The organism is Kitasatospora sp. NPDC059812 (genome assembly GCF_042732075.1).
In the GTDB taxonomy this organism is placed as follows: domain Bacteria; phylum Actinomycetota; class Actinomycetes; order Streptomycetales; family Streptomycetaceae; genus Kitasatospora.
On the sequence record NZ_JBHWIO010000035.1, the window covers coordinates 8,037 to 33,564 of the forward strand.

Genomic DNA, 25,528 nt, shown 5'->3' on the forward strand with positions numbered 1-25,528 from the left:
TGTGTGTGTTTGTTATTCTCCGACCCCTCGGCCCCCTGCCGCGGGGGGGGGCCGCCGCCCGGGCGGGGGGGGGGGCCGCCGGCGCCCCCCCCCCCCCCCCCGGGCCCCCCGGGCGCCTTGCGGACCAGTCTCAGGGTGCGTGTCCAATGCCGTCACGCGGGTGGGGGTTTGACGACGCGTCCTTACCGCAGGGAGGTGTCGGAGGCGGCCGCGGATGCCATGCCCGCGGCGGCCGAGGAGGAGGCGGTGACCATCGCCGAGCCGGCGATGCCGGATATCAGGCGGTCGGTCGGCCGGCGCGGTGATGGTGACGGCCGGCGGGGTCGCCTGGAGCCCGCCGCCGGGGGACAGCGAGCCGTCCACCACGAACAGGTTCGGGTAGTTCTTCAGCTGTCCGCCGGAGTCCGTCGCGACGCCGAGCGGCACGCCGCCGAGCGAGTGCGAGGTCCAGCCGGGACTGGTGAAGCTGGTCGACGAGCCGGGGGCGACGGCGTTGAGCCGGCTCAGCACCCCGTTGACCGCCGTGGTGGACTGGGTCGTACCGGCGGTGGTGGTGGGCCAGTTGAGGTCAACCGCCGCGCGAAACGGCGGCGGCCCGTGCGAGCAGGTGCTCGTACGGGCCGCCCGCGTGCTCGGACCGGCGCGGCGTCAGATCTGCAGGGTTCGCAGGAAGCAGCCCTTCGCCGAGTCGGAGTACACGCAGCCGGTGACGTACAGCGAGTGGCCGTCCGGCCCGGCGGCGAGGGCGTGGATGTACGTCTCGGGGACGGAGAGGCGCACGCTCTGGTCGAACCGGTTCTCGCCCGGCACGAGCGTGTACAGCGGGACGGGGATGGTGTAGGAGGGGCCGCCGAGCAGGTAGACGCGGCTGCCGTCGGTGTTCATCGCCGGGTGGTGGTACTCGAAGTAGCCGGAGCCGTACTTCATGAGGTAGCGCACCTTGTCCGTGCCCGTGTCGAGCCCGATGCCCACGGAGTAGGTGCGGACCGACCCGAGCGCGAGCAGGAAGGAGCCGTCGGGGGAGAGCGCCAGCTCGTCCTTGGCGCCGGGGTCGACGACCTTGGCGGTGCCGAGCCCGGTCCTGATGTCGAGGCGCAGCAGGTCGAGGTTCGTGCCCGCGTAGAGGGAGCTCCCGTCGGGCAGGACGGCGAGATCGTTGACCGTGTGGGCGGTGACCGCCGTCTGGTCGATGAACTCCTGGTCGCCGGTGGAGAATTCCAGGATCCGGCCCGGCTCCTCCTGCCCGGCGGGGCCCGAGGGCCCGGACTGGCCGACGTAGAGGGTCTCGCCGTCCGGGTCGGTGGCCAGACTGGTCGCCGCGCCCGGGGTCCAGCCCGCCGGGAGCTGCTGCGCCGGCGCGGCGACGCGGGCCTTGACCGTGTTGGTCGCGGTGTCGATGACGTAGACGGCGGAGCCGACTCCGACGTACAGCCGGTGGCCGTCCGGGCTGAGGGCAGGCCGCCCGTAGGGTGCCGGGTCGCCGAGCGGGAGGCGGGCCCTCACCGTGCCGGTCTGCGTGTCGACGGTGGACAGGTACACGCCCTGGCGCCCGCCGACTACGTCCGTCAGCACGAGGTAGACCGTGCGGCGGTCCGCACTGACCGCCTCGGTGACCTTCTCCCAGGTGAATTCCGCGAGCCGGACGGCCCCCGGAACGCCGGAGACGGGGCCGTCGGGGCCGTCGGGAACGCCGGAGGGGGCCGCCCCCGAGGCCCCCGAGACACCCGCCCCACCGAGCAGCAGGGCCGCCGCCGTCGCCGCCGAGACGGTCCAGCGGGATCCGCGCCGTAACGCGCTTGCCGGGGTCCTCATCATGTCCTCCCCTGTGTCATCCGGTGCGCCGCGCCGGGCACCGGGTGGATCGAAGCCTAGGGGATTCCATTGCTATTGGATGGAACAACTATTAAGTGGTAGAGGAGAGTTGGAAGATCCAGCAGTGACTGGTGGGGCGTGCGGAGCCGGCCTGCCGGGATCGTCGTGCCCACCGGGAACTGCTCGACCGCCGTGCTTTCCACCGCGAGCCGGCGGGAAGTCAACTGGCACCCACCATAGGGTGAATCCCTCTCCGCCGAATGAGAGAATCACCCCGGCCCGCTAATTCTCTTCCGGAAGGCCGGAGTTACGACCCACCAAAGGAATCACAGATGACCGACCTTCCGGCGCCCGCCCCCTTCACCACCGAGGACACCCTGTTCGGCGAGATCACCGTCCGCGTCGACGGCCAGGACCGGGTGACCGTCTCCGGGGAGCGGATCCCCACTGCCGTCCTGGAGCGCGACCCGGGCAGCGAGCCGGACCCGCAGATCGCCATCGGCACCCGCGACACCGCCCACCTGACACTGACCGTCGACGGCTCGCCGGTGCCGCTGCGGCCGGGCCGGGGCAAGCTCCGCCGGAAGTCCTACCGGGTCGAGACCACGTACGACGGCGCCGCCTACGTCCTCGTCCCGGACTCCATCCCCAGCAGCCGGCTCATCCGCGACGGCAAGCGCCTCGGCGACTTCTCCTGCGACGGCGACCAGATCGTCATCGTGGAGTGGCGGGACGACGCCCCCGCCCGCCCCGCCGACGCCGCGATCGGGTACGTCCTCGCCTCCGCCTTCGGCTCCGGCGGGCAGCCCACCTGGATGCTGCTGGTCGAAGGGGTCGGCGCCCTCATCCCCTGAGCCGCCGCCCCGGCCGCGCGCCGACCCGCGGACGGCACGGCGCCGGGCCCGTACGGGATCTCCTCCCGTACGGTCCCGGCGCCGTTGTGCGAGTGCGGGCTCAGCCGGCGGCGCCCAGCACCCAGGCCGTCCCGCCCGCCAACTCCTCGGCGTGCAGGGTGGAGACGAGCGCCGCCTCGGTTCTCGACCGCAGGCACAGCTTGGCCCCGGGGTGGGGCGGGGGCCGTCACGCGGCGAGGTGCTCCAACGTGAACAGGGTCGCCCGGTAGGAGTACTGGTTCACGGCCGAACCTGCGGAGCCGGCCGGGTCGGCGACGGTGCCAAAGCTCCCGCTGTGCCCGATCCGGAGCAGCACCTCGCTGGAGCCGGGTGAGGGGTGGATCAGCGAGAAGATCTGGTTGCCGTAGATCCACCCCGAGCAGTCGAACACGTTGAAGGGGGCGCCGTCGCTGTTCCCCTCGTTCGGGTCGTTCGGGTTCCGTTTCCAGTGGCCCAGGCAGTCGTCCTCGTTCAGCCGGCTGCGGAAGATGAAGGACTGGTTGTCGGAGTTGTAGTGGCACAGCTTCCACTGCTGGTTGTAGCCACCGGTGTCGGGGTTCTGGATGACCTGCCCCCAGGAGCTGGCCATGTTCTTCTCCACGAGTTGTCCGAACGGCGTCTTGATCCGGTAGTAGCCGTCGTCGCAGACGTAGCCGTGCCACTCGCTCGACGCCAGCCCCTGGGTCGCGGCCGACGCGGGGCCGGCGAGCAGGGTGAGGCCGGCCAGCGAGGCGAGGGCGGCGGCGCCGAGGGCGCGCAGCGCCGTGCCCCGGCGGGTGGTGGCGTGGCGCAGCGGGTTTGTCACGGGTTCCTCCGTCGTCAGATCGGTGGGCACGGTCAGCAGTTGCTGATGAGGAGTTGGGCGGTCCGGCGCACGGTGGCGGCCGGTTCGGCGGGGGCGCAGCCGACCGAGCCGATCTCCGGGGACTCGTAGGTGGTGAACGTCCCGGGGGTGGGCTGGGTGGTGACCCAGATGCCGGTGGTGGGGCCGGTCTGGGCGCAGATGCGGGTGACGTACTGGCCGGTGACGACCCTGGTGCCGCGGTAGAGGCCGTAGCGCCCGGGGTCCTTGAGGTTCCAGACGTCGCTCACGGTCTGGCTGGTGGTGCTGGAGGTGGTCTTCTGGACCGAGAAGCCGACCTTGACCTCGACCTTGGCGAACAGCGCGCTCGCGGTGGCGGTGATCTCGGTCTTGTTGTCGACGGTGGTGGTCACCGAGCTGACCCTGGTCAGGGTGTCGGTGTGCTGTCCGGTGGTGCCCGGGGCGACGTTGTAGATGAGGAAGTCGGTGACGATGGGGGTGATCTGCAGGTTGAAGGGTTCCGTGGTGGCGCGGTCCACAGCGGGGTTGCAGAGGGTCGGGAGGGTGTCGGCGTGGGCGGCGGGGGCGGCGCCAAGGCTTAACAGGCCCACCGCGATGGCGGTGGTGGCCGAGGCCGCGAGGGTGCGCCGGCGCGGCTTGCGGGTGGTGGTCATCTGTGCTCCTCCAGCGGGCGCGGAAACAAGGACGAGGCGTGCGTGCGCGCGCCTCGTGCAGGGGTACGTGCGGACTGCTGGTGCGCATGCGTCCTTGTGGATGCTTCGGGCCTTGCGGCAGGACCCTTGTCCGGAGGCTCCTCGGAGATCGCGTGGTGTGGGTTCGCACTGGCCGGGGCCGGTAGGCGCCCGGACCGTGATACCTCCGTGGTCCGGTGATGAAGAGTCTTGTCGTGGCGCACCGGTCGCCAGTAGTGGCTGATGACATGAGTCGGGCGGGCCGTGTCATGGTTCGCCTATGACAACTGTCATCTTTTGGTTGGTTCGGTCGCAGACAGCGAGCCGAGGCTGACTCTAGGGTGGCCGGACATGATCACCTCACCTATGGGGTCCGGTACGGTCGATCCGGGGCGGCTGGGCCGTCTCACCCACTGGACGTTGCTCGCTCTGGGGCCCCTATGGCTGTTGCTGGCCGCGAACGACCTCGTCTTCAACCTCGGCCCCGGACACCAGGCACTGGTCGCTCCGGTGCTCGTCGCCGTCGCGGTCCAGCACACTCGGCTCATCCGCCGGGCGGTGCCGGGTGGCCTCGCCGGCCAGGGCCCCCGCCATGGCTCCGCCACCGCCGAGGGGCGGTGGAGCCTCCTGCTGCTGGCCGCAGCGATCGCGACGTGGGGCGACATGGCGGTCCGTCCGTACACCGCACTCGACTGGGCCATGCTGCCGGGGGCCATGGCAGCGGCGATGGCCCTGACCCTGCCCGCCCGGGCGCGCCGCCGGCTGCTCACGACAGTCGCGCTGGGCTGTGCGGTGCTGGGTGAGGCAGTGGCGCAGTGGCGCCAGGACAACCCCTACCTGCCCGGGGTGCCGGCGGCGACCGGTGCGGGGATGGTGCTGTTCATCGCCGGGGTGGAGTTGATGGTGGCCCGGCTGTGGCGGGCGGTCCTGGAGGCCGAACACGTCCGCGAGACCACGGCCACCCTGGCCGTGGCGGAGGAGAGGCTGCGGTTCGCCGCAGATCTGCACGATCTCCAGGGCCACCGGCTCCAGGCCATCACACTCAAGGGCGAGTTGGCCGAGCGATTGATCGGCCGCAGTGACCACGAGGCGCGCGCGCACGTCCGGGAGATCACCGAACTGGCTCGCTCCGCACTCGAGGAGTCCCGGGCCGTGGTCCACGGCTACCGGCGCGCCAGCCTGAGTAGCGAACTGGCCAACGCCGCGGGAATCCTGGAAGCCGCCGGAATCCGCACCGCGATCGACGGAGACGCCGCACGCATCCCTCACCAGCTCCAGCCGGCCTTCGCCGCCTTGGTCCGCGAAGGCATCACCAACATCCTCCGCCACAGCCGTGCCCGCCACTGCCAGATCACCATCACCGCTGCCGCGGGTCAGGCCCGCGTCCTGCTGCGCAACGACGGTGCCCCGTCGCACCCTGCGGACCCCGGCAGCGGCCTGGCCGGACTGCAGGAACGCTTCCACGCCATCGGCGGTTACATTCGCATCGCCACCCACCCCGGCGGCCACTTCGAACTGGTCGGCCACACCCACCGGGAGACCCCGCGTGATTCGCATCCTGCTCGCCGATGACGAAGACCTCACCCGCGGCGCCCTCGCCGCACTCCTCGACCTCGAACCGGACCTGACCGTCACCGCCCAGGCTCCTGACGGCCTCACGGCAGTCCAGGCCGCCGCCCGTCACCCGATCGACATCGCCCTGTTGGACCTGGAGATGCCCCACCTCGACGGCATCTCCGCCGCCCAGGAGATCCGCCGCCACCGCCCCATCCCCACTGTCCTCGTCACGCGTCACGCCCGGCCCGGCGTCCTGCGTCGCGCTCTGGCCGCAGGCATCCAGGGCTTTGTCCCCAAAACCACTCCCGCCACCCAACTGGCCGACATCCTGCGCGACATCCACACCGGCGGCCGCTACATCGACCACCAGCTCGCCACCCACGCCCTCACCGAAACCCCCTGTCCTCTAACCCCCCGCGAACTCGATGTCCTGCGTGCCGTCCACCACGGCCACGCCGTCAGCGCCCTCGCCGAACAGCACCATCTCGCTCCCGGCACCGTCCGCAACTACCTCTCCGGTGCCATCACCAAACTCGCTGTCCGCACCCGCCACGAAGCGGCTCGCCGTGCCTGGGAAGAAGGGTGGATCTGATCCTGAACGAGGTGTACTCGCGTCCCGCCCCACTGGCGACGGGTTGGTGGCGTACGGGAGCTGGTGAATAGGGTGGGTACGGCCGATGACCGAGCGCACCACTGGAGACCTCATGAGTTCGACCGCTGTTCCCGACACCCTGCTCCCGGTCGGGGTCATCGGCCTCGGTGACATCGCCCAGAAGGCGTACCTGCCCGTCCTCGGAGCGATGCCGGGCCTCGACCTGCGGTTGATGACCCGGGACCGGGCCAAGCTCGATCGCCTCGGCGACGTCCACCGGATCGCGCCCGAGCACCGCTTCACCGATCTCGGGGAGTTGATCGGGAGCGGGATCCGGGCGGCGTTCGTGCACGCCGCGACCAGTCAGCACGTCCCGATCGTGGAGCAGCTGCTGACGGCCGGTGTCGACGTCTACGTCGACAAGCCGCTCGACTACACCGTGGACGGCGCCCGCCGGCTCGTCGACCTCGCCGACCGGACGGGCCGCTCGCTGATGGTCGGCTTCAACCGCCGGTACGCGCCCGGCTACGCCCAGGCCAAGGAGCGCCCCCGCGACCTGATCGTCCTGCAGAAGAACCGCGAGGGCCTCGCCGAGGCGGCCCGCTCCCTGGTGTTCGACGACTTCATCCACGTCGTCGACACCCTGCGCTTCCTGGCCCCCGGCGAGATCGAGCACGTCGACGTCCGCTCGCGGGTGCGCGACGGGCTGGTCGAGCACGTCGTGCTGACCCTCGGTGGGGACGGCTTCACGGCACTCGGCATCATGAACCGGCTCTCCGGCTCGACGGAGGAGATCCTGGAGGTCTCCGGCGCCGACTCCAAGCGGGCGGTGCACAACCTCGCCGAGGTGATCGACCACCGCGGCCAGCCCACCGTCCGCCGGCGTGGTGACTGGGTGTCCGTCGCCCGTCAGCGCGGCATCGAGCAGTGCGTCCAGTCCTTCCTGGACGCCGTCCGGGCCGGCAAGACCCTGGACGCGCACGACGCCCTGCGCACCCACGAGCTGTGCGAGCTGATCGTCGAGCGGATCGAGGCGGGCTGAGGGGGCGTCGAGGCGGCCTGAAGGAGCGGGGGTAGGGGCGAGGGCAGGAGCAGGGGCCGGGGCGGGCGTCGGAGCGGAACCAGAAGTTCACTGACGGGGTCTTGTCGCGTCATTTTCTACGCGCGTATCTTGGGGTCGCTGCGGGGGGCGGGTGACCGGCTTCCGCTTCATCTACGCGGGTAGCGCGTGCCATGGGCACGCCGCCTGACCATGCGTCACGGCCCGGCGGCCGCAGACCCGCCGGGTGGACGACGCCCTGTGCCCCGCTCCACCCTCGACCGCCGTGCCACGACCGTGCCGCACGACGGAGCTAGGAGTCATGCCCCGGTGACCACCGCCCCCGCTCCCCGCCCCCGCCGGGCCTTGCTGCGCGCCGCGATCCTCCCGGCCGGACTGGCCGCCTCGCTGGTGCTCGTCCCGCTGCCGGCCGCGAACGCCGCGCCCGCCGCCACGAACGCCGCGAACGCCGCGCCCACCGCCGCCGCCCCGGCCGGGCCGACCGAGGCCGGACCGCTGCGCATCCACGACATCCAGGGCACCACCCGGATCTCCCCGCAGGCCGGGAAGCCCGTCACCGGCGTGCCCGGCGTCGTCACCGGCGTGCGCGCCTACGGCAGCGCCAAGGGCTTCTGGATGCAGGACCCGAACCCCGACGCCGACCCGGCCACCAGCGAGGGCGTCTTCGTCTACACCGGCGGCAACCCGACCGTGAAGGCCGGCGACTCGGTCCTGGTCAGCGGCAAGGTCACCGAGTACTACCCGGCCTTCGCGGGCGGCTCGCAGTCCGTCACCGAGCTCACCGGCCCCGCCGTCACCGTGCTGTCCTCCGGCAACCCGCTGCCGGCCCCGGTGGTCGTGGACACCCGCAACATCCCCGGCACCTACGCCCCGCCGGCGCCCGCGGGCGGCAGCATCGACGCGCTGCCGCTCAACCCGGAGAAGTACGCCCTGGACTTCTACGAGTCGCTGGAGGGCATGCTCGTCCAGGTCAAGGACGTCCGGGTGATACAGGCGACGGACAAGTACAACGAGCTGTGGGTCGCCGCCGACCGGCAGGACCAGCGCAGCAAGCGCGGCGGCGTGCTGTACGAGTCGTACGCGGAGCCCAACGTGGGCCGCCTGATGGTCCAGCAGCAGGCGGCGGTCACCCCGCAGCAGCCGTTCCCGGTGGCCAACGTGGGCGACGTGCTGACCGGCACCACCACCGGCCCGCTGGACTACAACCAGTTCGGCGGCTACACCCTCGTCGCCGGCACCCTGGGTACGCTCCAGGACAACCACCTCCAGCGCGAGGTCACCGCCAAGGCGGCCGACCGCGAACTCGCCATCGCCACCTACAACGTGGAGAACCTCGCCCCCGGCAACCCGGACGCCAAGTTCGCCGAGCTGGCCCAGGGCATCGTCACCAACCTGCGCTCGCCCGACATCGTCGCCCTGGAGGAGATTCAGGACAACAACGGCGCCAAGAACGACGGCACGGTCGACGCGAGCCAGACCGTCGCCAAGTTCATCGCCGCGATCAAGGCGGCCGGCGGCCCGGCGTACGACTGGCGCTCGATCGACCCGCAGGACGGCAAGGACGGCGGCGAGCCGGGCGGCAACATCCGGCAGGTGTTCCTGTTCAACCCGCAGCGGGTCTCCTTCACCGACATCCCCGGCGGCGCCGCCACCAGCGCCGTGGACGTCGCCGGCAGCGGCGCCACCACCGCGCTGACCGCCTCGCCCGGCCGGATCGCCCCGGCCGACGACGCGTGGACCAACAGCCGCAAGCCGCTGGTCGGGCAGTTCTCCTTCCGCGGCAAGAAGGTCTTCGTCATCGCCAACCACTTCAACAGCAAGGGCGGCGACCAGGGCATCGACAGCCGCTTCCAGGCCCCCACCCGCAGCTCCGAGGTGCAGCGGGTCAAGCAGGCCACCATCGAGCAGGCCTTCGTCGCCAAGCTGCTGGCCGCCGACAAGGAGGCGCGCGTCGTCTCGCTCGGCGACTTCAACGACTACCAGTTCTCGCCCGCGCTGGCCGCGCTCACCAAGGACGGCGTGCTGCGCGACCTGGTGAACGAACTGCCGGAGACCGAGCAGTACTCGTACGTCTACCAGGGCAACTCGCAGGTGCTGGACCACATCCTGGTCAGCCCCGAGGTCGGCTACGCCAAGTACGACGTGGTGCACATCAACGCCGAGTTCGCCCAGCAGGCCAGCGACCACGACCCGCAGGTGGTCCGGATCAAGCCCTGACCGCTCCGCATCAGGTCCTGACCGGTCCGCATCGGACCCTGACCTGCAGCTATGCTGCCTTCGCCGGAGGTGACCACCGCCGGCGAAGGCAGCTGCGGCAGTGGGGGTCGGAGAACATGCGGTACCGGATCGAGCGGATGGGAGCCGAGGACTGGCAGCGCCTGCGGAAGGTGCGGCTGGCCCAACTCCTCGACTTCCCGATGGCGTTCGGCGAGACCCACGAGGCCGCGCAGGCCCTGGGCGAGGCCGACTGGCGGGCCCGGGTGGCCCGGGTGAACGAGCCGGGCAGCGTCGGCCTGGCGGCCGTCGACCCGGACGGCGAATGGGTCGGCACGATGCTGTCCGTCCCCGACCGGGACCAGGCCGCGACCGCCGTCCTGATCGGCGTCTGGGTGGCCCCGCAACACCGCGGCCGCGAACGCGGCGTGACGGACGCCCTGTTGGACGCCGCCACCGACTGGGCCCGCACCGAGGGCGGCGCCAAGCGGATGCTGCTCGGCGTGCACGAGGCGAACGCCCGCGCCGCCGCCTTCTACCTGCGCCGGGGCTTCACCTACACCGGCGGAGAGACCCCGTACGGGCTCGACCCGCAGGCCCGCATCCTGGAGATGGCCCTCCCGCTGGACTGAAACGCCCCGAGGTCGGCCGAACGTCCGTTCCCACGAAGCAGGTTGGGCGGAAAAGCGCGGGCCCCGAGCGCGCCCGCGCCCTAGGATCGACGGTCATGGTTGATCTCTATCCTCCGACGAGTCCCTACGGCCACGGTTTCCTCGACACCGGAGACGGCAACCGGGTCTACTACGAGCAGCTCGGCAACCCCGAGGGCAAGCCCGTCCTGTACGTCCACGGCGGCCCTGGGGCGGGGACGCCGGACCGGCCCACCCGGGCGTGGGACCCGGACTGCTACCGCGTGATCCGCTACGACCAGCGCAACTGCGGCCGCAGCACCCCGCACGCCAGCGACCCGGCGGCGGACATGAGCCTGAACACCACGCAGCACCTGATCGACGACATGGAGCGGCTGCGCGAACACCTCGGCATCGAGCGGTGGTTGCTGAACGGCGCCTCCTGGGGTTCGACCCTCCTGCTGGCCTACGCGCAGCAGCACCCCGAGCGGGTCAGCGAGATCATCATCCAGGCGGTGACGACGACCCGCCGGGCCGAGACCGACTGGCTCTACCGGGGCGCCGGGTCCTTCTACCCCGAGGCGTGGGACCGGTTCCGCGAGGGCGTGCCCGAGGACGAGCGGGACGGCGACCTGCTCGCCGCCTACGCGCGGCTGATGGAGAACCCCGACCGGGCGGTCCGGGAGAAGGCCGCCGCAGACTGGCTCGCCTGGGAGGACGCGGTCATCTCGAACGAGCCCAACGGCTCGCCCGGCATGTACAGCGCCCGGGAGGTCGACGCGCAGATCGCGTTCGTCCGGATCTGCGCCCACTTCTTCAGCAACGGCGCATGGCTGGAGGAGGACCAACTGCTGCGCAACGCCCACAAACTGGCCGGGATCCCGGCGGTGCTGGTGCACGGCCGGCACGACATGGGCGGCCCGGTGCAGACGGCGTGGGAGCTGGCGAAGGCGTGGCCGGGCGCGAGGCTGCACATCTCCGAGGACTCGGGGCACATCGGCAGCGAGGAGATGAAGGAGACCGTCCGGGAGGCCATCGAGGAGTTCAAGAACCGCTGATCCCCGGGGTGCCCGGCAGGGCGACGCCCGCCGGGGGCGTCGCCCTGCCCATTGGCAGGCGGGGGGTCTGGCGGTCGCACCTTCTGCGGTGCCGTGTTGCCGGGTACGGCTAGTGTGCCGGTCATGTCCGATGATCTGCGGGGCATTCGCCCGCGTGCTGAATCCGCCGTGGCCGTTGAGCGGTTGGCCGATCCGGGGTTCCTGGTGAACGCGGACCCGGGATCGGTACTGGCGTTGCTGGACGCGGCGTCGGGCCCGGCGGCGCGGTTGGCCGCGTCGGTGTACCGGGCCTCGACAGACCTGCATCGTGACGTCACTGCGGGGGTGCGCCGACAGCTGCTGGCGCTGGACGCGGCCCGTTACGGGGACCGGGAGCTGTCGGCACTGATCACCGCAGTACCGGTGGAGGACGAACCCGCCGCACCGTGGGGCGTCGAGTGGGCCACCGGCGGCCAGCTCGACCGGTCCCGGCGTCGTATTCCGACCGTCCACACTACCGATGCGTTGCTGGCGGTCGCGACGGCCGTGGTCGACGGCCGTCCCGTGGCGGTCACCGGCAGTTCCTTGGCGGTCACCGGGAGTTCCTCGGCGGTCACCGGCAGTTCCGATCGGACCGTGCGGGTATGGGACCTGACCACCGGCCAGCAGATCGGCAAACCTCTCACCGGCCACACCGGCGAGGTGTGCGCGGTGGCGACGGCGGTGCTCGACGGCCGCCCCGTGGCGCTCACCGGCAGTGCTGACCGGACCGTGCGGGTGTGGGACCTGACCACGCGCGAGCAGATCGGCCAACCCCTCACCGGCCACACAGCCGGGGTGTTGGCTGTGGCGACGGCGGTGCTCGACGGCCGCCCCGTCGCGGTCACCGGCAGCGGCGACGTGCGGGTGTGGGACCTGGCCACGCGCGAGCAGATCGGCGAGCCGCTCACCGGCCACACCTCTGCTGTGTACTCGGTGGCGACGGCGGTGCTCGACGGCCGTCCCGTCGCGGTCACCGGCAGCCACGACGGGACCGCGCGAGTGTGGGACCTGACCACCCGCGAGCAGATCGGCGAGCCGCTCACCGGCCACGAGGAGGCGGTACGAGCGGTGGCGACGGGGGTGCTCGACGGCCGTCCCGTGGCGGTCACCGGTGGCCACGACGAGACCGTGCGGGTGTGGGACCTGGCCACCGGCCGGCAGCTCGGCCGACCTCTCACCGGTCACGACGGATGGGTGCTGTCGGTGGTCACGACCACGATCGAAGGCCGTCCCTGCATCGTCAGCGGAGGCGAGGACTGGACGCTCCAGGTGTGGGATCCGGCCACGGGCAAGCCGCTCGGCGAGCCGGTGCGCGGCCATACCGACAAGGTACGGGCGATGGCGACGGCGGTGCTGGACGGCCGTCCCCACGTGATCGCCGGCAGTCAGGACGGGATGGTGCGGGTGTGGGACCTGACCTCGGGCGGCCAGGTGGGTGAGCCGCTCACCGGCCACACCGGCGAGGTGGGCACGGTGGCGACGGCGGTGGTCGAGGGCCGCCCCGTCGCGGTCACCGGCAGTTCTGACCAGACCGTGCGGGTCTGGGATCTGACCGCTGGTCGCCATATCGGCCGTCACCTCACCGACCGGGACGGCTGGGTGTGGGCGGTGGCGACGACGGTGGTCGAGGGCCGCCCCGTGGCGGTCACCGGCAGCCACGATGAAACCCTGCGGGTATGGGACCTGACCACGCGCGAGCAGATCAGCGAGCCGCCCACCGGCCACGAGGAGGGGGTGAACGCGGTGGCGACGGGGGTGGTCGACGGCCGCCCTGTAGCGATCACCGGCGGCTTCGATGACGTACGGGTCTGGGACCTGCCTTCGGGTCAGCAGGTCGGTGAGCCCCTGACGGGCCACACCGGCGAGGTGAACGCGGTGGCGACGGTGGTGGTCGAGGGCCGCCCCCTGGCGATCACCGGCGGCGACGACGGCACGGTACTGGTCTGGGACCTGACCACGCGCGAGCAGATCGGCGAGCCCCTGACCGGCCACACCGACTGCGTACTGGCGGTGGCGACGGCGGTGGTCGACGGCCGCCCCGTGGCGGTCACCGGCGGCGACGACTGTACGGTGAGGGTCTGGGACCTGACCACCGTCCAGCGGATCGGCCAACCCTTCACCGGCCACACCGGTGAGGTGAACGCGGTGGCGACGGCGGTGGTCGAGGGCCGCCCCGTGGCGGTCACCGGCGGCGACGACTGTACGGTGCGGGTCTGGGACCTGACCACCGGCGACCAGGTCGGGCCGGAGCTGGTGTTCCCACTGCGGGTCTGGGCGGTGGCCGTGGTACCGGATGGCCGGTTGGTGGTGGGCTTCGGCTGGGAGGTCGCGGTGTTGGCCCGCCGCTGACCAGGCCCCGCACAAGCGGCTCGCAGTACGAGCCACCTGGGAGACGGTCCCCCGAGGGGCGTGGGGGCAGTGGCGGGAGATGCCGCGTGAGTTCGGCGTCTGGTCGACCGTGCACAACCGCTTCCGGCAGCCAGCCCGGCGAAGTCCGTCTCGTCGCCGACCGCTGGCGTTCGTCCCCGTGCTGACGGTCCTACAGCCAGCGGTCGTACCAGGTGCGGATGCGCCGGAGGGCGTCGAGTTGATGGGCGCGCTCGTGCAGCCCGTGGCCCTCTCGGGGGTAGACGACGAACTCGTGCTCGACGCCGAAGTGGCGCAGTGCGCGATGGAAGTGGATCGCCTGGCCGAGGGGGACGTTGGTGTCCTGCTCGCCGTGCAGGATCAGGACCGGGGTGCGGATCCGGGACACGTGGGAGATCGGGCTGTTCCGGTCGTGGAGGTGCGGTCCCGGCCCGTTCCAGCCGGTGCTGCCGCCGAGCGCCGCGTCCATGACTCCCCACTCGCCGGTTCCGGCCTGCATGCCCCAGTCGGTGATGCCGGCGCCCATCATGGCGGCCTTGAAGCGCTCGGTCTGGCCGATGGCCCAGGCCGCCATGAAACCGCCGTGGCTCCAGCCGGAGATGCCCAGGCGTTCGGGATCGGCGACTCCCTCGGCGACCAGGAGGTCGATCCCGGCGAGGATGTCGGTCCACTCGTCGCCGCCCACCGCGCCCGCCACCACGGCGGCGAATTCATGGCCGTGGCCCGACCCGCCCCGGGGATTGGGCAGGAAGACCGCGTATCCGGCGGTCGCCAGCCACTGCCCGCAGTCGACCGCGGTGAGCGTGAACTCGTCGGCATGGCGGAAGTAGGGGCCGCCGTGGACCATGGTGACGAGCGGGAACGGGCCCTGGCCCCGAGTCCGGCCGGGCGGCAGGATCAGCAGGCCGTCCAACTGGAGTCCGTCGGACGCCTGGTAGCTGAGCCGTTCCTGGACACCCCAACGGATCCCGCGCAGTTCGGGACTGGTGTCGCTGAGCCGGAGCAGTGGCCCGCCCGTGGGTCCCGCGTGGACGTTCCTGGGCTCGCGCGCGGTGCTCAGCAGCACGGCGAGGGTCTCTCCGGAGCGGCTCGCAGCGAGCCCGGCGAGCGTGCAGGGCGTGCCTGGCGTTCCTGGCGTGCCGGGCGCGCAGGACAGTCGGTGGAACCGCAGCGACTGCGGATCGAGCCGGTACAGCGCGGTGTCCAGCCCGTCGGCGAACAGCGCCAGCGGCGGCCCGTCGGCGACCTGCACCAGCTCGGTGGGGCAGACGGACATGCCGGGCGTGAGATCGCGCTGTTCGACGGTCGGGCTGGTCGCCGGCGGGACGGTGTCGATCACGGCGAGCGCGCCGACCAAGTGCCCGGGCGTCACCGCCAGGTGGGCCAGATGCCATTCACCGTTGTCATTCCACCAGACCGGGGACTGCGCCTCGAATCCGACCGGGCCCAGGTCCTGGACGGCTCCCGTCTCCGGGGCGACCAGGTGCAGGCTTGCCGTCGTGACGCCGGGGTCGAGCTCGGGGGTGGCCCAGCTCAGCACGGCCAGCGGGCCGCCGTCCGGGCGCTGGGCCACCTCCACGACATGGCGGTCTCCGAGGCCGTCCACGGTGCGGACCGCGCCGGTCGCCAGGTCGAGCAGGCGCAGCCGGGTGGCGGGGAGGTGCCGGCCCCAGACCTGCGCGTCGTCACCCTCGGCGTCCCGGCGTTCGTCCTCCGGAGTGGGCTCGTCCTCGGCGAGCAGCGCGACGGTGCGGCCGTCGGCGAGCGGGTAGTGGTCGCCGATGCCTCCGCGCCACCTGGTCAGGGGCTCTGCCTCGGCGCTGTCCTCGCTGCCGTCCAGAAGGATCCGCTGGAGTTGAGCGGTGCCCCGCTCCTCGCGGTCGGAGGTGAAGAACAGGAAAGCCGAGTCCGGCGCCCACTTCGGGGCGGCGGCGCGGGCCGTGCCGTCGGTCAGCCTGCGCGGGGCCGTGCTGCCATCGGCGGCGGCGACCCAGACGGAGCTGTGCGGCCGTCCGTCCCTTCCGCTGTTCGCGACCACGCCGTAGGCGACCAGGCGGCCGTCCGGCGAGATGGCCGGGGCCACGGGGGCGGCCATGTCCACCACCAGTTCGGCGGTGAGCAGGTCGGTCGATTCGGGAGTCGGTCGCGGTGCAGGCTGCGGCATGCGGACTGCCTTTCACTCGCCAGTACGACGGACGGACATCGTGTCGCACCGACGGGCCGGTGTCAGTCGGGTTTCGGAGAATCAGGCCAGGCAAGGTAGGGCAGGGCAACTGTCGCCGAATCAGTGAGGCTCAGGGGTGCGTGGTTCGACGCGAACGGTGGAGCCATCCTGAAACAAGCAGGCGTGATTGCTTTTTTCTGCGCCCGGTGCCACGCTGCTGCCCGGCGGCGCTCGTGTGGGAGCGTCGCCAACCCGCCGGCAGGGGAGGCACTTTGGCGCGCGAACGCTCGGTACTGCGGGTCGGCAACGCCTCGGGGTTCTACGGGGACCGCTTCGCGGCGGTGCGGGAGATGCTCACCGGCGGGCCGCTGGACGTGCTCACCGGGGACTACCTGGCGGAGCTGACCATGCTCATCCTGGCCCGGGACCGCCTGAAGGACCCGTCCCTCGGCTACGCCCGGACGTTCCTGCGGCAGATGGAGGAGTGCCTCGGCCTGGCGCAGGAGCGCGGGGTGAGGATCGTGGTGAACGCGGGCGGGCTGAACCCGGCCCGGCTCGCCGCCGAACTGCGGAACCTGGCGCAGCGCCAGGGTCTTGCGGTGGCCGTCGCCCACGTCGAGGGGGACGACCTGCTGCCGCGCCGGAGCGAACTCGGCTTGCCCGAAGGGCTGTTGGCCGCTAACGCCTACCTCGGCGGCTTCGGGGTGGCGGCCTGTCTGGCCGCGGGCGCCGAGGTGGTGGTCACCGGGCGGGTCACGGATGCGGCGCTGGTCGCCGGGCCCGCGATCGCCCACTTCGGCTGGACGGCGGCGGACCTCGACGCCCTCGCCGGGGCGGTGGTCGCCGGGCACGTGCTGGAGTGCGGCGCCCAGGCGACGGGCGGGAACTACGCGTTCTTCCGCGAGCACGACGTCACCCGCCCGGGCTTCCCGATCGCCGAACTGCACGCCGACGGCTCCAGCGTGATCACCAAGCACCCGGGCACCGGCGGCGCCGTCACCGCGGGCACCGTCACCGCCCAACTCCTGTACGAGACGGGCGGAGCGCGCTACCTGGGCCCGGACGTCACCGCCCGGCTGGACACCGTGCGGCTCGCCGAGGAGGGGCCGGACCGGGTCCGGATCGACGGGGTGCGCGGCGAGGCGCCGCCGCCCACGCTGAAGGTGGGCCTGAACCGGCTCGGCGGCCACCGCAACGAGGTGGTGTTCGTCCTCACCGGCCTCGACATCGAGGCCAAGGCCGACCTGGTGCGGCGGCAGTTCCTGGACGCCCTGCCGCCCGCCGCCCAGCCCGCCGAGCTGCGCTGGACGCTCGCCCGGACCGACCACCCGGACGCCGGCACCGAGGAGGCCGCCTCCGCCCTGCTCCGGCTCACCGCCCGCGACCCGGACCAAGCCAAGGTCGGGCGCGAACTGGGCAAGGCCGCCGTGGAGTTGGGGTTGGCCGGCTACCCGGGCTTCCACCTCACCGCGCCGCCCGGCCCCGGAGCGCCGTACGGGGTGTTCGCCGCCGCGTACGTCGACGCCAAGGTTGTCGAGTACACCGCCGTACTGCCGGACGGCCGCCGGCTCGCCGTCCCGCCGGCCCCGGTGACGAGCCGGCCCGCCAATGCGTCCGAAGAGCCGAAGCTCCCCGACGCACCCCCCGCTGGCCCGCGTCGCCGCGCCCCGCTCGGCCTGGTGGCCGGCGCCCGCAGCGGCGACAAGGGTGGCGACGCCAACCTCGGCGTCTGGGCCCGCTCCGAGGCGGGCTGGCGCTGGCTCGCCCACACCCTCACCGTCGACAAGCTGCGCGAACTCCTGCCCGAGACCGCCGACTTGCCCGTCACCCGGCACCTGCTCCCGAACCTGCGCGCGGTCAACTTCACCCTCACCGGCCTGCTCGGCGAGGGCGTCGCCGCCCAGCACCGCTTCGACCCGCAGGCCAAGGCGCTCGGGGAGTGGCTGCGCTCCCGCGACCTCGACATCCCGGAGGCCCTGCTGTGACCGTGCTGCCCACTCGCGTCGACCCGGCCGGGCCCGAGTACGCCGAGTACCGGGCCGCGATGCTCGCCAAGCTGGCCGGGCTGGACGCCGAGCACGCCAAGGCGCTGGCCGGTGGCGGCCCCAAGTACGTGGATCGCCACCGCGCCCGCGGCAAGCTGCTGCCGCGCGAGCGGATCGAGCTGCTGGTCGACCCGGACTCGCCGTTCCTGGAGCTGTCGTCGTTGGCCGCCTGGGGCAGCGACTACCCGGTGGGCGCGGCGCTGGTCACCGGCATCGGCGTGATCGAGGGCGTGGAGTGCCTGATCACCGCCAACGACCCGACCGTGCGCGGCGGCGCCAGCAACCCGTGGACGCTGCGCAAGGCCTTGCGCGCCAACGAGATCGCGTTCGACAACCGCCTCCCGGTGGTGAACCTGGTCGAGTCCGGCGGCGCCGACCTGCCCAGCCAGAAGGAGATCTTCATCCCCGGCGGCGCGCTGTTCCGCGACCTCACCCGGCTCTCCGCGGCCGGAATCCCCACCGTGGCCGTGGTGTTCGGCAATTCGACGGCCGGCGGCGCCTACGTGCCCGGCATGTCGGACCACACCGTGCTGGTCAGGGAGCGCGCCAAGGTGTTCCTCGGCGGCCCGCCGCTGGTCAGGATGGCCACCGGCGAGGAGGCCGACGACGAGTCGCTCGGCGGCGCCGAGATGCACGCCCGCACCTCCGGTCTGGCCGACCACTTCGCGGCGGACGAGGCGGACGCGCTGCGGCTGGCCCGCCGGATCGTCGCCCGGCTGGACCACCGCAAGCCGGGCCCGTCGCCGGACCGGCTGGCCGAGCCGCCGAAGTACGACGAGGAGGAACTGCTGGGCATCGTCCCGGGCGACCTCAAGGTGCCCTTCGACCCGCGCGAGGTGATCGCCCGGATCGTCGACGGCTCCGACTTCGACGAGTTCAAGCCGCTCTACGGCACCAGCCTGGCCACCGGCTGGGCCCGGCTGCACGGCTACCCGGTCGGCGTGCTGGCCAACGCGCAGGGCGTGCTGTTCAGCGCGGAGTCCCAGAAGGCCGCCCAGTTCATCCAGTTGGCGAACCAGCGGGACATCCCGCTGCTGTTCCTGCACAACACCACCGGCTACATGGTCGGCCGGGCGTACGAGCAGGGCGGCATCATCAAGCACGGCGCGATGATGATCAACGCCGTCGCCAACTCCCGGGTGCCGCACCTGTCGGTGCTGATCGGCGCGTCCTACGGCGCCGGCCACTACGGCATGTGCGGGCGGGCGTTCGAGCCGCGCTTCCTGTTCGCCTGGCCGAGCGCCAAGTCCGCGGTGATGGGCCCGCAGCAGCTCGCCGGGGTGCTGTCGATCGTCGCCCGGCAGTCGGCCGCCGCGAAGGGGCAGCCGTACGACGAGGACGCGGACGCGGCGATCCGCGCCATGGTCGAGCAGCAGATCGAGGCCGAGTCGCTGCCGGTCTTCCTGTCCGGGCGGCTGTACGACGACGGCGTGATCGACCCGCGCGACACCCGTACGGTGCTCGGCCTGTGCCTGTCCGCGATCCACAACGCGCCGGTCGAGGGCGCGCGCGGCTACGGCGTCTTCCGGATGTGAGGCCGAGCTGCGACACCGAGCCGCGAGACCGAGTTGTGAGACGGAGCTGCGAGACCGAGCTGTTCGACGGAGCTGTGAGGCCGAGTTGTGAGGGGCACCCGAGACATGATCACCAACCTGCTGGTCGCCAACCGTGGCGAGATCGCCCGCCGGGTCTTCCGCACCTGCCGGGCCCTGGGCGTCGCGACCACCGCCGTCCACTCCGACCCGGACGCCGGCGCCGCGCACGTCCGTGAGGCCGACGCGGCCGTGCGGCTGCCCGGCGCCGCGCCCGCCGACACCTACCTGCGCGCCGACCTGATCGTCCGCGCCGCGCTGGCGGCGGGCGCGGACGCCGTCCACCCCGGGTACGGATTCCTGTCGGAGAGCGCCGAGTTCGCGCAGGCCGTGCTGGACGCCGGGCTGGTCTGGGTCGGCCCGCCGCCGGCCGCGATCGCCGCGATGGGCTCCAAGACGGCGGCCAAGCGGCTGATGGCCGCGGCCGGGGTGCCCGTGCTGGACGCCCTGACCGACCCCACCGAGGCCGACCTGCCGCTCCTGGTCAAGGCGGCGGCGGGCGGCGGCGGACGCGGCATGCGGGTGGTGCGCACGCTCGCGGAGCTCCCCGGCGCACTGGCCGCCGCCCGCGCCGAGGCGGCGAAGGCCTTCGGCTCGGACGAGGTGTTCTGCGAGCGCTACCTGCCCGCCGGGCGGCACGTCGAGGTCCAGCTGCTGGCCGACGCGCACGGCACGGTCTGGGCGGTCGGCGACCGCGACTGCTCGCTCCAGCGGCGGCACCAGAAGGTGATCGAGGAGGCCCCGGCCCCCGGCCTGCCCGAGGCGGTGCGCGCCGGGCTGCACGCGGCGGCCGTCAGCGCCGCCCGGGCGATCGGCTACACCGGCGCCGGTACGGCGGAGTTCATGCTCGGCGAGGATGGCCGGTTCCACTTCCTGGAGATGAACACCCGCCTCCAGGTCGAGCACCCGGTCACCGAGGCGGTCACCGGACTGGACCTGGTGGCGCTCCAACTCGCCGTCGCCGAGGGGGAGCGGCTGCCCGGGCCGGTCCCGCCGCCCGCCACCGGCTGCGCGATCGAGGCCCGGCTGTACGCGGAGGACCCGGCGAAGGACTGGCAGCCCGCCACCGGCACCCTGCACCGCCTCGAACTCACCGTGCCGTACCAGGAGTTCGGCGGGCAGGGCGTCCGGCTGGACTCCGGCGTGGCGGCCGGCGACGAGATCACCCCGCACTACGACGCGATGCTCGCCAAGGTGATCGCCTGGGCGCCGACCCGTGCCGCCGCCGCCCGCCGGCTGGCCGACGCGCTCGCCCGCGCCAGGGTCCACGGGCCCGCCACCAACCGGGAGTTGCTGGTCCGGACGCTGCGGCACCCGGCCTTCCTGGCCGAACGCCTGCACACCGGCTTCCTGGCCGAGCACGCGGCCGAGCTCACCGCCCCGGACGGCAAGGAGACCGCGCGCGCCGCCCTGGCCGCCGCCCTCGCCGACGCCGCCGCCCGGCGCACCGGCCCGCACGGCGCACTGCCGTCGGGCTGGCGCAACCTGCCCTCGCAGCCTCAGTCCAAGCGCTACCGCGCCGACGACGGCGCCGAGTTGGAGGTCCGCTACCGCCTCACCCGGGACGGCCTGCGGGCCGACGACCACCCGCAGGCGGAGCTCCTGGACGCCTCGCCCGAGCAGGTCACCCTGCGCGAGGGCGCCGTCCGGCGCGGCCACCGCGTCGCGCGCTACGGCGACCGGGTGTACGTCGACACCCCGAACGGGGGCATCGCGCTCACCGCCCTGCCGCGCTTCCCCGACCCCGCCGCCCGGACGGACCCGGGCGCGCTGCTCGCCCCGATGCCCGGCACCGTCGTGCGCACCACCGCCGCCGTCGGCGACACCGTCACCGCCGGCCAGCCGCTGCTCGTCCTGGAGGCGATGAAGATGGAGCACCGCGTCACCGCCCCCGCCGACGGCGTCCTGGTCGAACTCCGTGCCGTCCCCGGCCGACAGGTCGAGCTCGGCACCCTGCTCGCCGTCGTGCAGCCCGCCCCACGGCCCGAGGCCGGGCCCGCCGCAGTACCCGAGGCCGGGTCCGCCACAGATCCCGCCGCCGGGTCCGCCGCAGAACCTGCCGCCGAGCCCGCCGCAACAGCCGCCGTCCAGCCCGCCGCAGAAGCCTGAGGAAGGACCCCGCATGTCCACCATCGGCAGTCAGCTCATCGAGACCCCCGAACGCCGGGCCCTGCGCCAGGCCGTCGGCGACCTCGGCCGCCGCTACGGCTCCGCCTACTACATGGCCAAGGCCCGGGCCGGCGAGCCCGCCGACGAGCTGTGGGCGGACGCCGGCAAGGCCGGCTACCTCGGCGTGAACCTGCCCGCCGAGTACGGCGGCGGGGGCGGCGGCGTCACCGATCTGGCCATCGTGCTGGAGGAGTTGGGCACGGCCGGCTGCCCCCTGCTGCTGCTCATCGTCTCCCCGGCGATCTGCGGCACCGTGATCGCCCGCTTCGGCACCGAGGAGCAGAAGCAGCGCTGGCTGCCCGGACTCGCCGACGGCAGCCGCAAGATGGCCTTCGGCATCACCGAGCCGGACGCCGGCTCCAACGCGCACCGGATCTCCACCGTCGCCCGCCGGGACGGCGGGGACTGGCTGCTGACCGGCCGCAAGGTGTTCGTCTCCGGCATCGACCACTGCGACGCCGTGCTGTTCGTCGCCCGCACCGAAGACGCCCGCACCGGCAGGCTCAAGCCCTGCCTGTTCATCGTCCCGCGCGACGCCGCCGGCTTCGAGTACCGGGCGATACCGATGGAACTCGTCGCCCCCGAGAAGCAGTTCCAGGTCTTCCTGGACGACGTCCGGCTGCCCGCCGACGCCCTGGTCGGCGACGAGGACGCCGGCCTGCTGCAACTGTTCGCCGGCCTCAACCCCGAGCGCGTGCTGACCGCCGCGTTCTCCCTCGGCCTGGCCCGCCAGGCCCTCGGCAAGGCCGTCGAGTACGCGAAGACCCGCACCGTCTGGTCCACCCCGATCGGTGCCCACCAGGGCCTGGCCCACCCGCTGGCCCAGTGCGCGGTGGAGATCGAGCTGGCCCGGCTGATGACCCAGAAGGCCGGGCTGCTCTATGACGCGGGGGAGGACGTGGCGGCCGGGGAGGCCGCCAACATGGCCAAGTACGCGGCCGGCGAGGCCGCCGCCCGTACCGTCGACCAGGCGGTGCAGACGCTGGGCGGCAACGGCCTCACCCAGGAGTACGGGCTGGGCGCGCTGCTGGCCGCCACCCGGGTCGGCCGGGTCGCCCCGGTCAGCCGCGAGATGGTGCTCAACTACGTCGCCCAGCACACCCTCGGCCTCCCGAAGTCCTATTAGTCCGCAGCGCCGGACGCACCGGACGCACCGCACCCACCGGACGCACCGCACCCACCGGACGCACCCGCCGGGCGTGCCCCCGGTGGGTCACCAGAGGGACATCTCGGCGAACTTTGCAGTGGCGGACGTCATGGTCCGTATGCTCCTGTTCGTACCCTCGGTCGACCTTTCGCCGCGCCAGTCGATGCGTCAACTACCTTCCTGGAGGCTTACTTTGGTGTTCCGCAGCGAATTCCCGGACGTGCCGACGGTGGACCTGCCGATCCATGACGCGGTACTCGGCGGCGCGGCGGCGTACGGCGACGGGCCGGCCCTGATCGACGGCGTCACCGGGGAGCGCGTCAGCTACGCGCGGCTCGCCGCCGGCGTCGAGCGGGTGGCCGCCGGGCTGGCCGCGGCCGGGGTGCGCCAGGGCGACGTGGTGGCCCTGTTCAGCCCCAACACGCTCGGCTACCCGACGGCCTTCTACGGCGCCACCCGGGCCGGCGCCACCGTGACCACGGTGTCCTCGATGGCCACGCCCGCCGACCTGGCCGGGCAGCTCGGCGACAGCGGCGCCCGCTGGCTGGTGACCGTCTCCCCACTCCTGCCGACCGCCCGCAAGGCCGCCGCCCTGCTCGCCGAGCAGGGCGGCCCACTGGCCGAGATCCTCGTCCTGGACGGCGCCGAGGGCCACCGCTCGCTCGCCGACCTGCTGGCCACCACCGGCCCCGCCCCCGGGATCGCCATCGACCCCGGCCGGGACGTCGCGGTGCTGCCCTACTCCAGCGGCACCACCGGACTGCCCAAGGGGGTGATGCTCACCCACCGCTCGATCGCCACCAACCTCGCCCAGTGCGACGCCCTCTACCGGCCCGCCGTGGGCGAACGGGTGCTCGCCGTGCTGCCCTTCTTCCACATCTACGGCCTGACGGCGCTGCTCAACCAGCCGCTGCGCTGCGGCGCCACCGTGGTGGTGCTGCCCCGCTTCGACCTGGAGCAGTTCTGCCGCACCATCGAGGAGCAGCGGGTGCAGGCGCTGGTGGTGGCCCCGCCGATCGCGCTCGCCCTGGCCAGGCACCCGGTCGTGGAGCGCTTCGACCTCTCCTCCGTCGAGTACCTGCTGTGCGCGGCCGCCCCGCTGGACCCGGAGCTCGCCGCCGCCTGCGCCCGCCGCCTGGGCCTGCCGCACCTGCTCCAGGGCTACGGCATGACCGAGCTGTCCCCGGTCACCCACGTGGTCTCCCCGCTGGAGCGCGACCCCTCGCCCGGCTCGGTGGGGCGGCTGATCCCGTCCACCGAGCTGCGGGTCGCCGCCCTGGACGGCGCCGGCGAGGACCTCGGGCCCGGCGAGCCGGGCGAGCTGCTGATCCGGGGCCCGCAGGTGATGAAGGGGTACTTCGGCCGCCCCTCCGACACCGCCGCGGTGGTCGACGCCGAGGGTTGGCTGCACACCGGCGACGTCGGCTTCGTCGACGACCGGGGGTACCTGTACATCGTCGACCGGGTGAAGGAGCTGATCAAGTACAAGGGCTACCAGGTGGCCCCGGCCGAGCTGGAGGCCGTGCTGCTCGGCCACCCGCAGATCGTCGACGCCGCCGTGATCGGCGTTCCGGACGCCGACGGCACCGAGTGCCCGAAGGCCTTCGTGGTCCGTGCTCCGGGCAGCGGCCTGAGCGCGGAGGAGGTCACCGGCTTCGTGGCCGGGCTGGTGGCCCCGTACAAGAAGGTCCGCGCGGTGGAGTTCGTCGAGGCCGTCCCCAAGTCCGCGGCCGGCAAGATCCTCCGGCGCGAGCTACGGGCCCGCGAGGCCTCGCGCCGCGCGTCCGCCGCCGCCGCGCCCGTCGGAGCCGCCCCCGAGGCCTCCCGCTGAGCGGCCGGGCCCCCGGCGGCCGAAGACCGGCGCCCGTCTGTGAGGATCGACCCGCCGAGCACGGCGGGCCCGCCGGGAGCGACGGGCCCGTCGGGCACGACCGGCCCGCCGAGCCCCCACCGGAACAGGAACCGCCGCCAGCCATGACCAGCCACTCCGCCGCCCGCGCCCCCCAGCAGGACCGCAGCCGCGCCACCCGGGCCCGGCTGCTCGCGGCGGCCGTGGACTGCCTGGCCGAGCTCGGCTGGCACGGCTCCACCGTCACCGTGGTCGCCGAGCGCGCCGGAGTGTCCCGGGGCGCAGCCCAGCACCACTTCCCGACCCGCGAGGACCTGTTCACCGCGGCCGTCGAGCACGTCACCGCCGAGCGGCTGGCCGCCGTCCGCGCCCACACGGGCGAGCTGCCGGCCGCCGGCCCCGACCGCACCCGGGCCGTCGTCGACATGATCGTGCGCCTCTACACCGGCCCGCTGTTCCGCGCCGCCCTGCACCTGTGGACGGCCGCCGCCACCGAGGAGCCGCTGCGCGAGCGGATCATCGCCCTGGAGGGGCACGTCGGCCGGGAGGCCCACCGGGCCGCCGTCGAGTTCCTGGACGCCGACGAGACCCGCCCCGGCGTGCGCGAGTCCGTGCAGGCCACCCTCGACCTCGCCCGCGGGCTGGGCCTGGCCAACCTGCTCACCGACGACAGCGTCCGACGATCCGGGGTGATCCGGCAGTGGACCGGCGTTCTGGAGAGTACGCTGCGGCCGGTACGCCCATGACTCCCGTACTACCGGAACGGCCGGACGACCCCTGACCAAGGGGTCGCCGGGCGGCCGATGTCCGTGCAGTCTGGAGAAGAATCCCGGCCGGCACGGACCGTGAGGCCCCCGGCCGGGCA

The 25,528-nt window shown here is 73.0% G+C and carries 18 protein-coding genes; 14 read left to right on the top strand and 4 right to left on the bottom strand.

Features of this window, described 5'->3' with window-relative positions; genetic code table 11:
- Positions 1–648: 648 nt before the first annotated feature.
- Entirely contained in the window at positions 649–1,812 is a 1,164-nt protein-coding gene (locus ACFV6D_RS19295) for a hypothetical protein (RefSeq protein WP_380560569.1), read from the bottom strand.
- A 332-nt stretch (positions 1,813–2,144) separates the two neighbouring features.
- Here ACFV6D_RS19295 and ACFV6D_RS19300 point away from each other — a divergent pair, with 332 nt between their 5' ends.
- Entirely contained in the window at positions 2,145–2,666 is a 522-nt protein-coding gene (locus ACFV6D_RS19300) for a hypothetical protein (RefSeq protein ID WP_380560570.1), read from the top strand.
- Positions 2,667–2,892: 226 nt separating this feature from the next.
- Here the strand turns inward: ACFV6D_RS19300 and ACFV6D_RS19305 are convergent, their stop codons facing one another.
- Complete coding sequence (locus ACFV6D_RS19305; RefSeq protein ID WP_159398325.1) at positions 2,893–3,510, bottom strand: RICIN domain-containing protein; 618 nt, start codon at positions 3,508–3,510, stop codon at positions 2,893–2,895.
- 32 nt (positions 3,511–3,542) lie between these two features.
- Complete coding sequence (locus tag ACFV6D_RS19310; protein ID WP_380560571.1) at positions 3,543–4,181, bottom strand: hypothetical protein; 639 nt, start codon at positions 4,179–4,181, stop codon at positions 3,543–3,545.
- 369 nt (positions 4,182–4,550) lie between these two features.
- On the opposite strand from ACFV6D_RS19310, the gene ACFV6D_RS19315 reads away from it, so the two are divergent.
- From ACFV6D_RS19315 to ACFV6D_RS19345, 7 genes are all read left to right on the top strand, one after another.
- Positions 4,551–5,771 (top strand): sensor histidine kinase, encoded by a 1,221-nt coding sequence (locus ACFV6D_RS19315; RefSeq protein WP_380494017.1) that lies wholly within the window; start codon positions 4,551–4,553, stop codon positions 5,769–5,771.
- Positions 5,746–6,348, top strand: a complete 603-nt coding sequence (locus tag ACFV6D_RS19320) for a response regulator (protein ID WP_380344036.1) — start codon at positions 5,746–5,748, stop codon at positions 6,346–6,348. Before ACFV6D_RS19315 ends, ACFV6D_RS19320 begins: the two co-directional genes overlap by 26 nt.
- 112 nt (positions 6,349–6,460) lie before the next feature.
- The gene (locus ACFV6D_RS19325) at positions 6,461–7,390 is read left to right on the top strand and encodes a Gfo/Idh/MocA family protein (RefSeq protein WP_380560572.1); all 930 of its coding nucleotides are present in this window, start codon (positions 6,461–6,463) and stop codon (positions 7,388–7,390) included.
- A gap of 420 nt (positions 7,391–7,810) precedes the next feature.
- Positions 7,811–9,625 carry an endonuclease/exonuclease/phosphatase family protein gene (locus ACFV6D_RS19330; RefSeq protein ID WP_380560596.1) on the top strand — a complete coding sequence of 605 codons (1,815 nt, stop codon included), beginning with the start codon at positions 7,811–7,813 and terminating at the stop codon, positions 9,623–9,625.
- Between the two features lie 116 nt (positions 9,626–9,741).
- Entirely contained in the window at positions 9,742–10,254 is a 513-nt protein-coding gene (locus ACFV6D_RS19335; RefSeq protein ID WP_380426088.1) for a GNAT family N-acetyltransferase, read from the top strand.
- A 95-nt stretch (positions 10,255–10,349) separates the two neighbouring features.
- Positions 10,350–11,309 (top strand): prolyl aminopeptidase, encoded by a 960-nt coding sequence (gene pip / locus ACFV6D_RS19340; protein ID WP_380560573.1) that lies wholly within the window; start codon positions 10,350–10,352, stop codon positions 11,307–11,309.
- 123 nt (positions 11,310–11,432) lie between these two features.
- Entirely contained in the window at positions 11,433–13,679 is a 2,247-nt protein-coding gene (locus ACFV6D_RS19345) for a hypothetical protein (RefSeq protein WP_380560574.1), read from the top strand.
- Between the two features lie 190 nt (positions 13,680–13,869).
- Here the strand turns inward: ACFV6D_RS19345 and ACFV6D_RS19350 are convergent, their stop codons facing one another.
- A complete protein-coding gene (locus ACFV6D_RS19350) occupies positions 13,870–15,861 on the bottom strand; it encodes a S9 family peptidase (RefSeq protein ID WP_380560575.1) in 1,992 nt (663 codons plus the stop codon).
- 272 nt (positions 15,862–16,133) lie between these two features.
- Between ACFV6D_RS19350 and ACFV6D_RS19355 the strand changes: the two genes are divergently transcribed.
- The 6 genes from ACFV6D_RS19355 (at position 16,134) to ACFV6D_RS19380 (ending at position 25,409) form a co-directional block, all read left to right on the top strand.
- Positions 16,134–17,846, top strand: coding sequence for an acyclic terpene utilization AtuA family protein (locus ACFV6D_RS19355; protein WP_380560576.1), 1,713 nt, complete (start codon positions 16,134–16,136; stop codon positions 17,844–17,846).
- Positions 17,843–19,441 carry an acyl-CoA carboxylase subunit beta gene (locus ACFV6D_RS19360; protein WP_380560577.1) on the top strand — a complete coding sequence of 533 codons (1,599 nt, stop codon included), beginning with the start codon at positions 17,843–17,845 and terminating at the stop codon, positions 19,439–19,441. Before ACFV6D_RS19355 ends, ACFV6D_RS19360 begins: the two co-directional genes overlap by 4 nt.
- Positions 19,442–19,546: 105 nt before the next feature.
- Positions 19,547–21,607: an acetyl/propionyl/methylcrotonyl-CoA carboxylase subunit alpha gene (locus ACFV6D_RS19365; protein ID WP_380560578.1), complete on the top strand. Its 2,061-nt coding sequence runs from the start codon at positions 19,547–19,549 to the stop codon at positions 21,605–21,607.
- Between the two features lie 13 nt (positions 21,608–21,620).
- A complete protein-coding gene (locus tag ACFV6D_RS19370) occupies positions 21,621–22,793 on the top strand; it encodes an acyl-CoA dehydrogenase family protein (RefSeq protein WP_063346212.1) in 1,173 nt (390 codons plus the stop codon).
- A gap of 214 nt (positions 22,794–23,007) precedes the next feature.
- Positions 23,008–24,645, top strand: coding sequence for an AMP-binding protein (locus ACFV6D_RS19375; RefSeq protein ID WP_380560579.1), 1,638 nt, complete (start codon positions 23,008–23,010; stop codon positions 24,643–24,645).
- 143 nt (positions 24,646–24,788) lie between these two features.
- A complete protein-coding gene (locus ACFV6D_RS19380) occupies positions 24,789–25,409 on the top strand; it encodes a TetR/AcrR family transcriptional regulator (RefSeq protein ID WP_063346210.1) in 621 nt (206 codons plus the stop codon).
- Positions 25,410–25,528 lie beyond the last annotated feature (119 nt).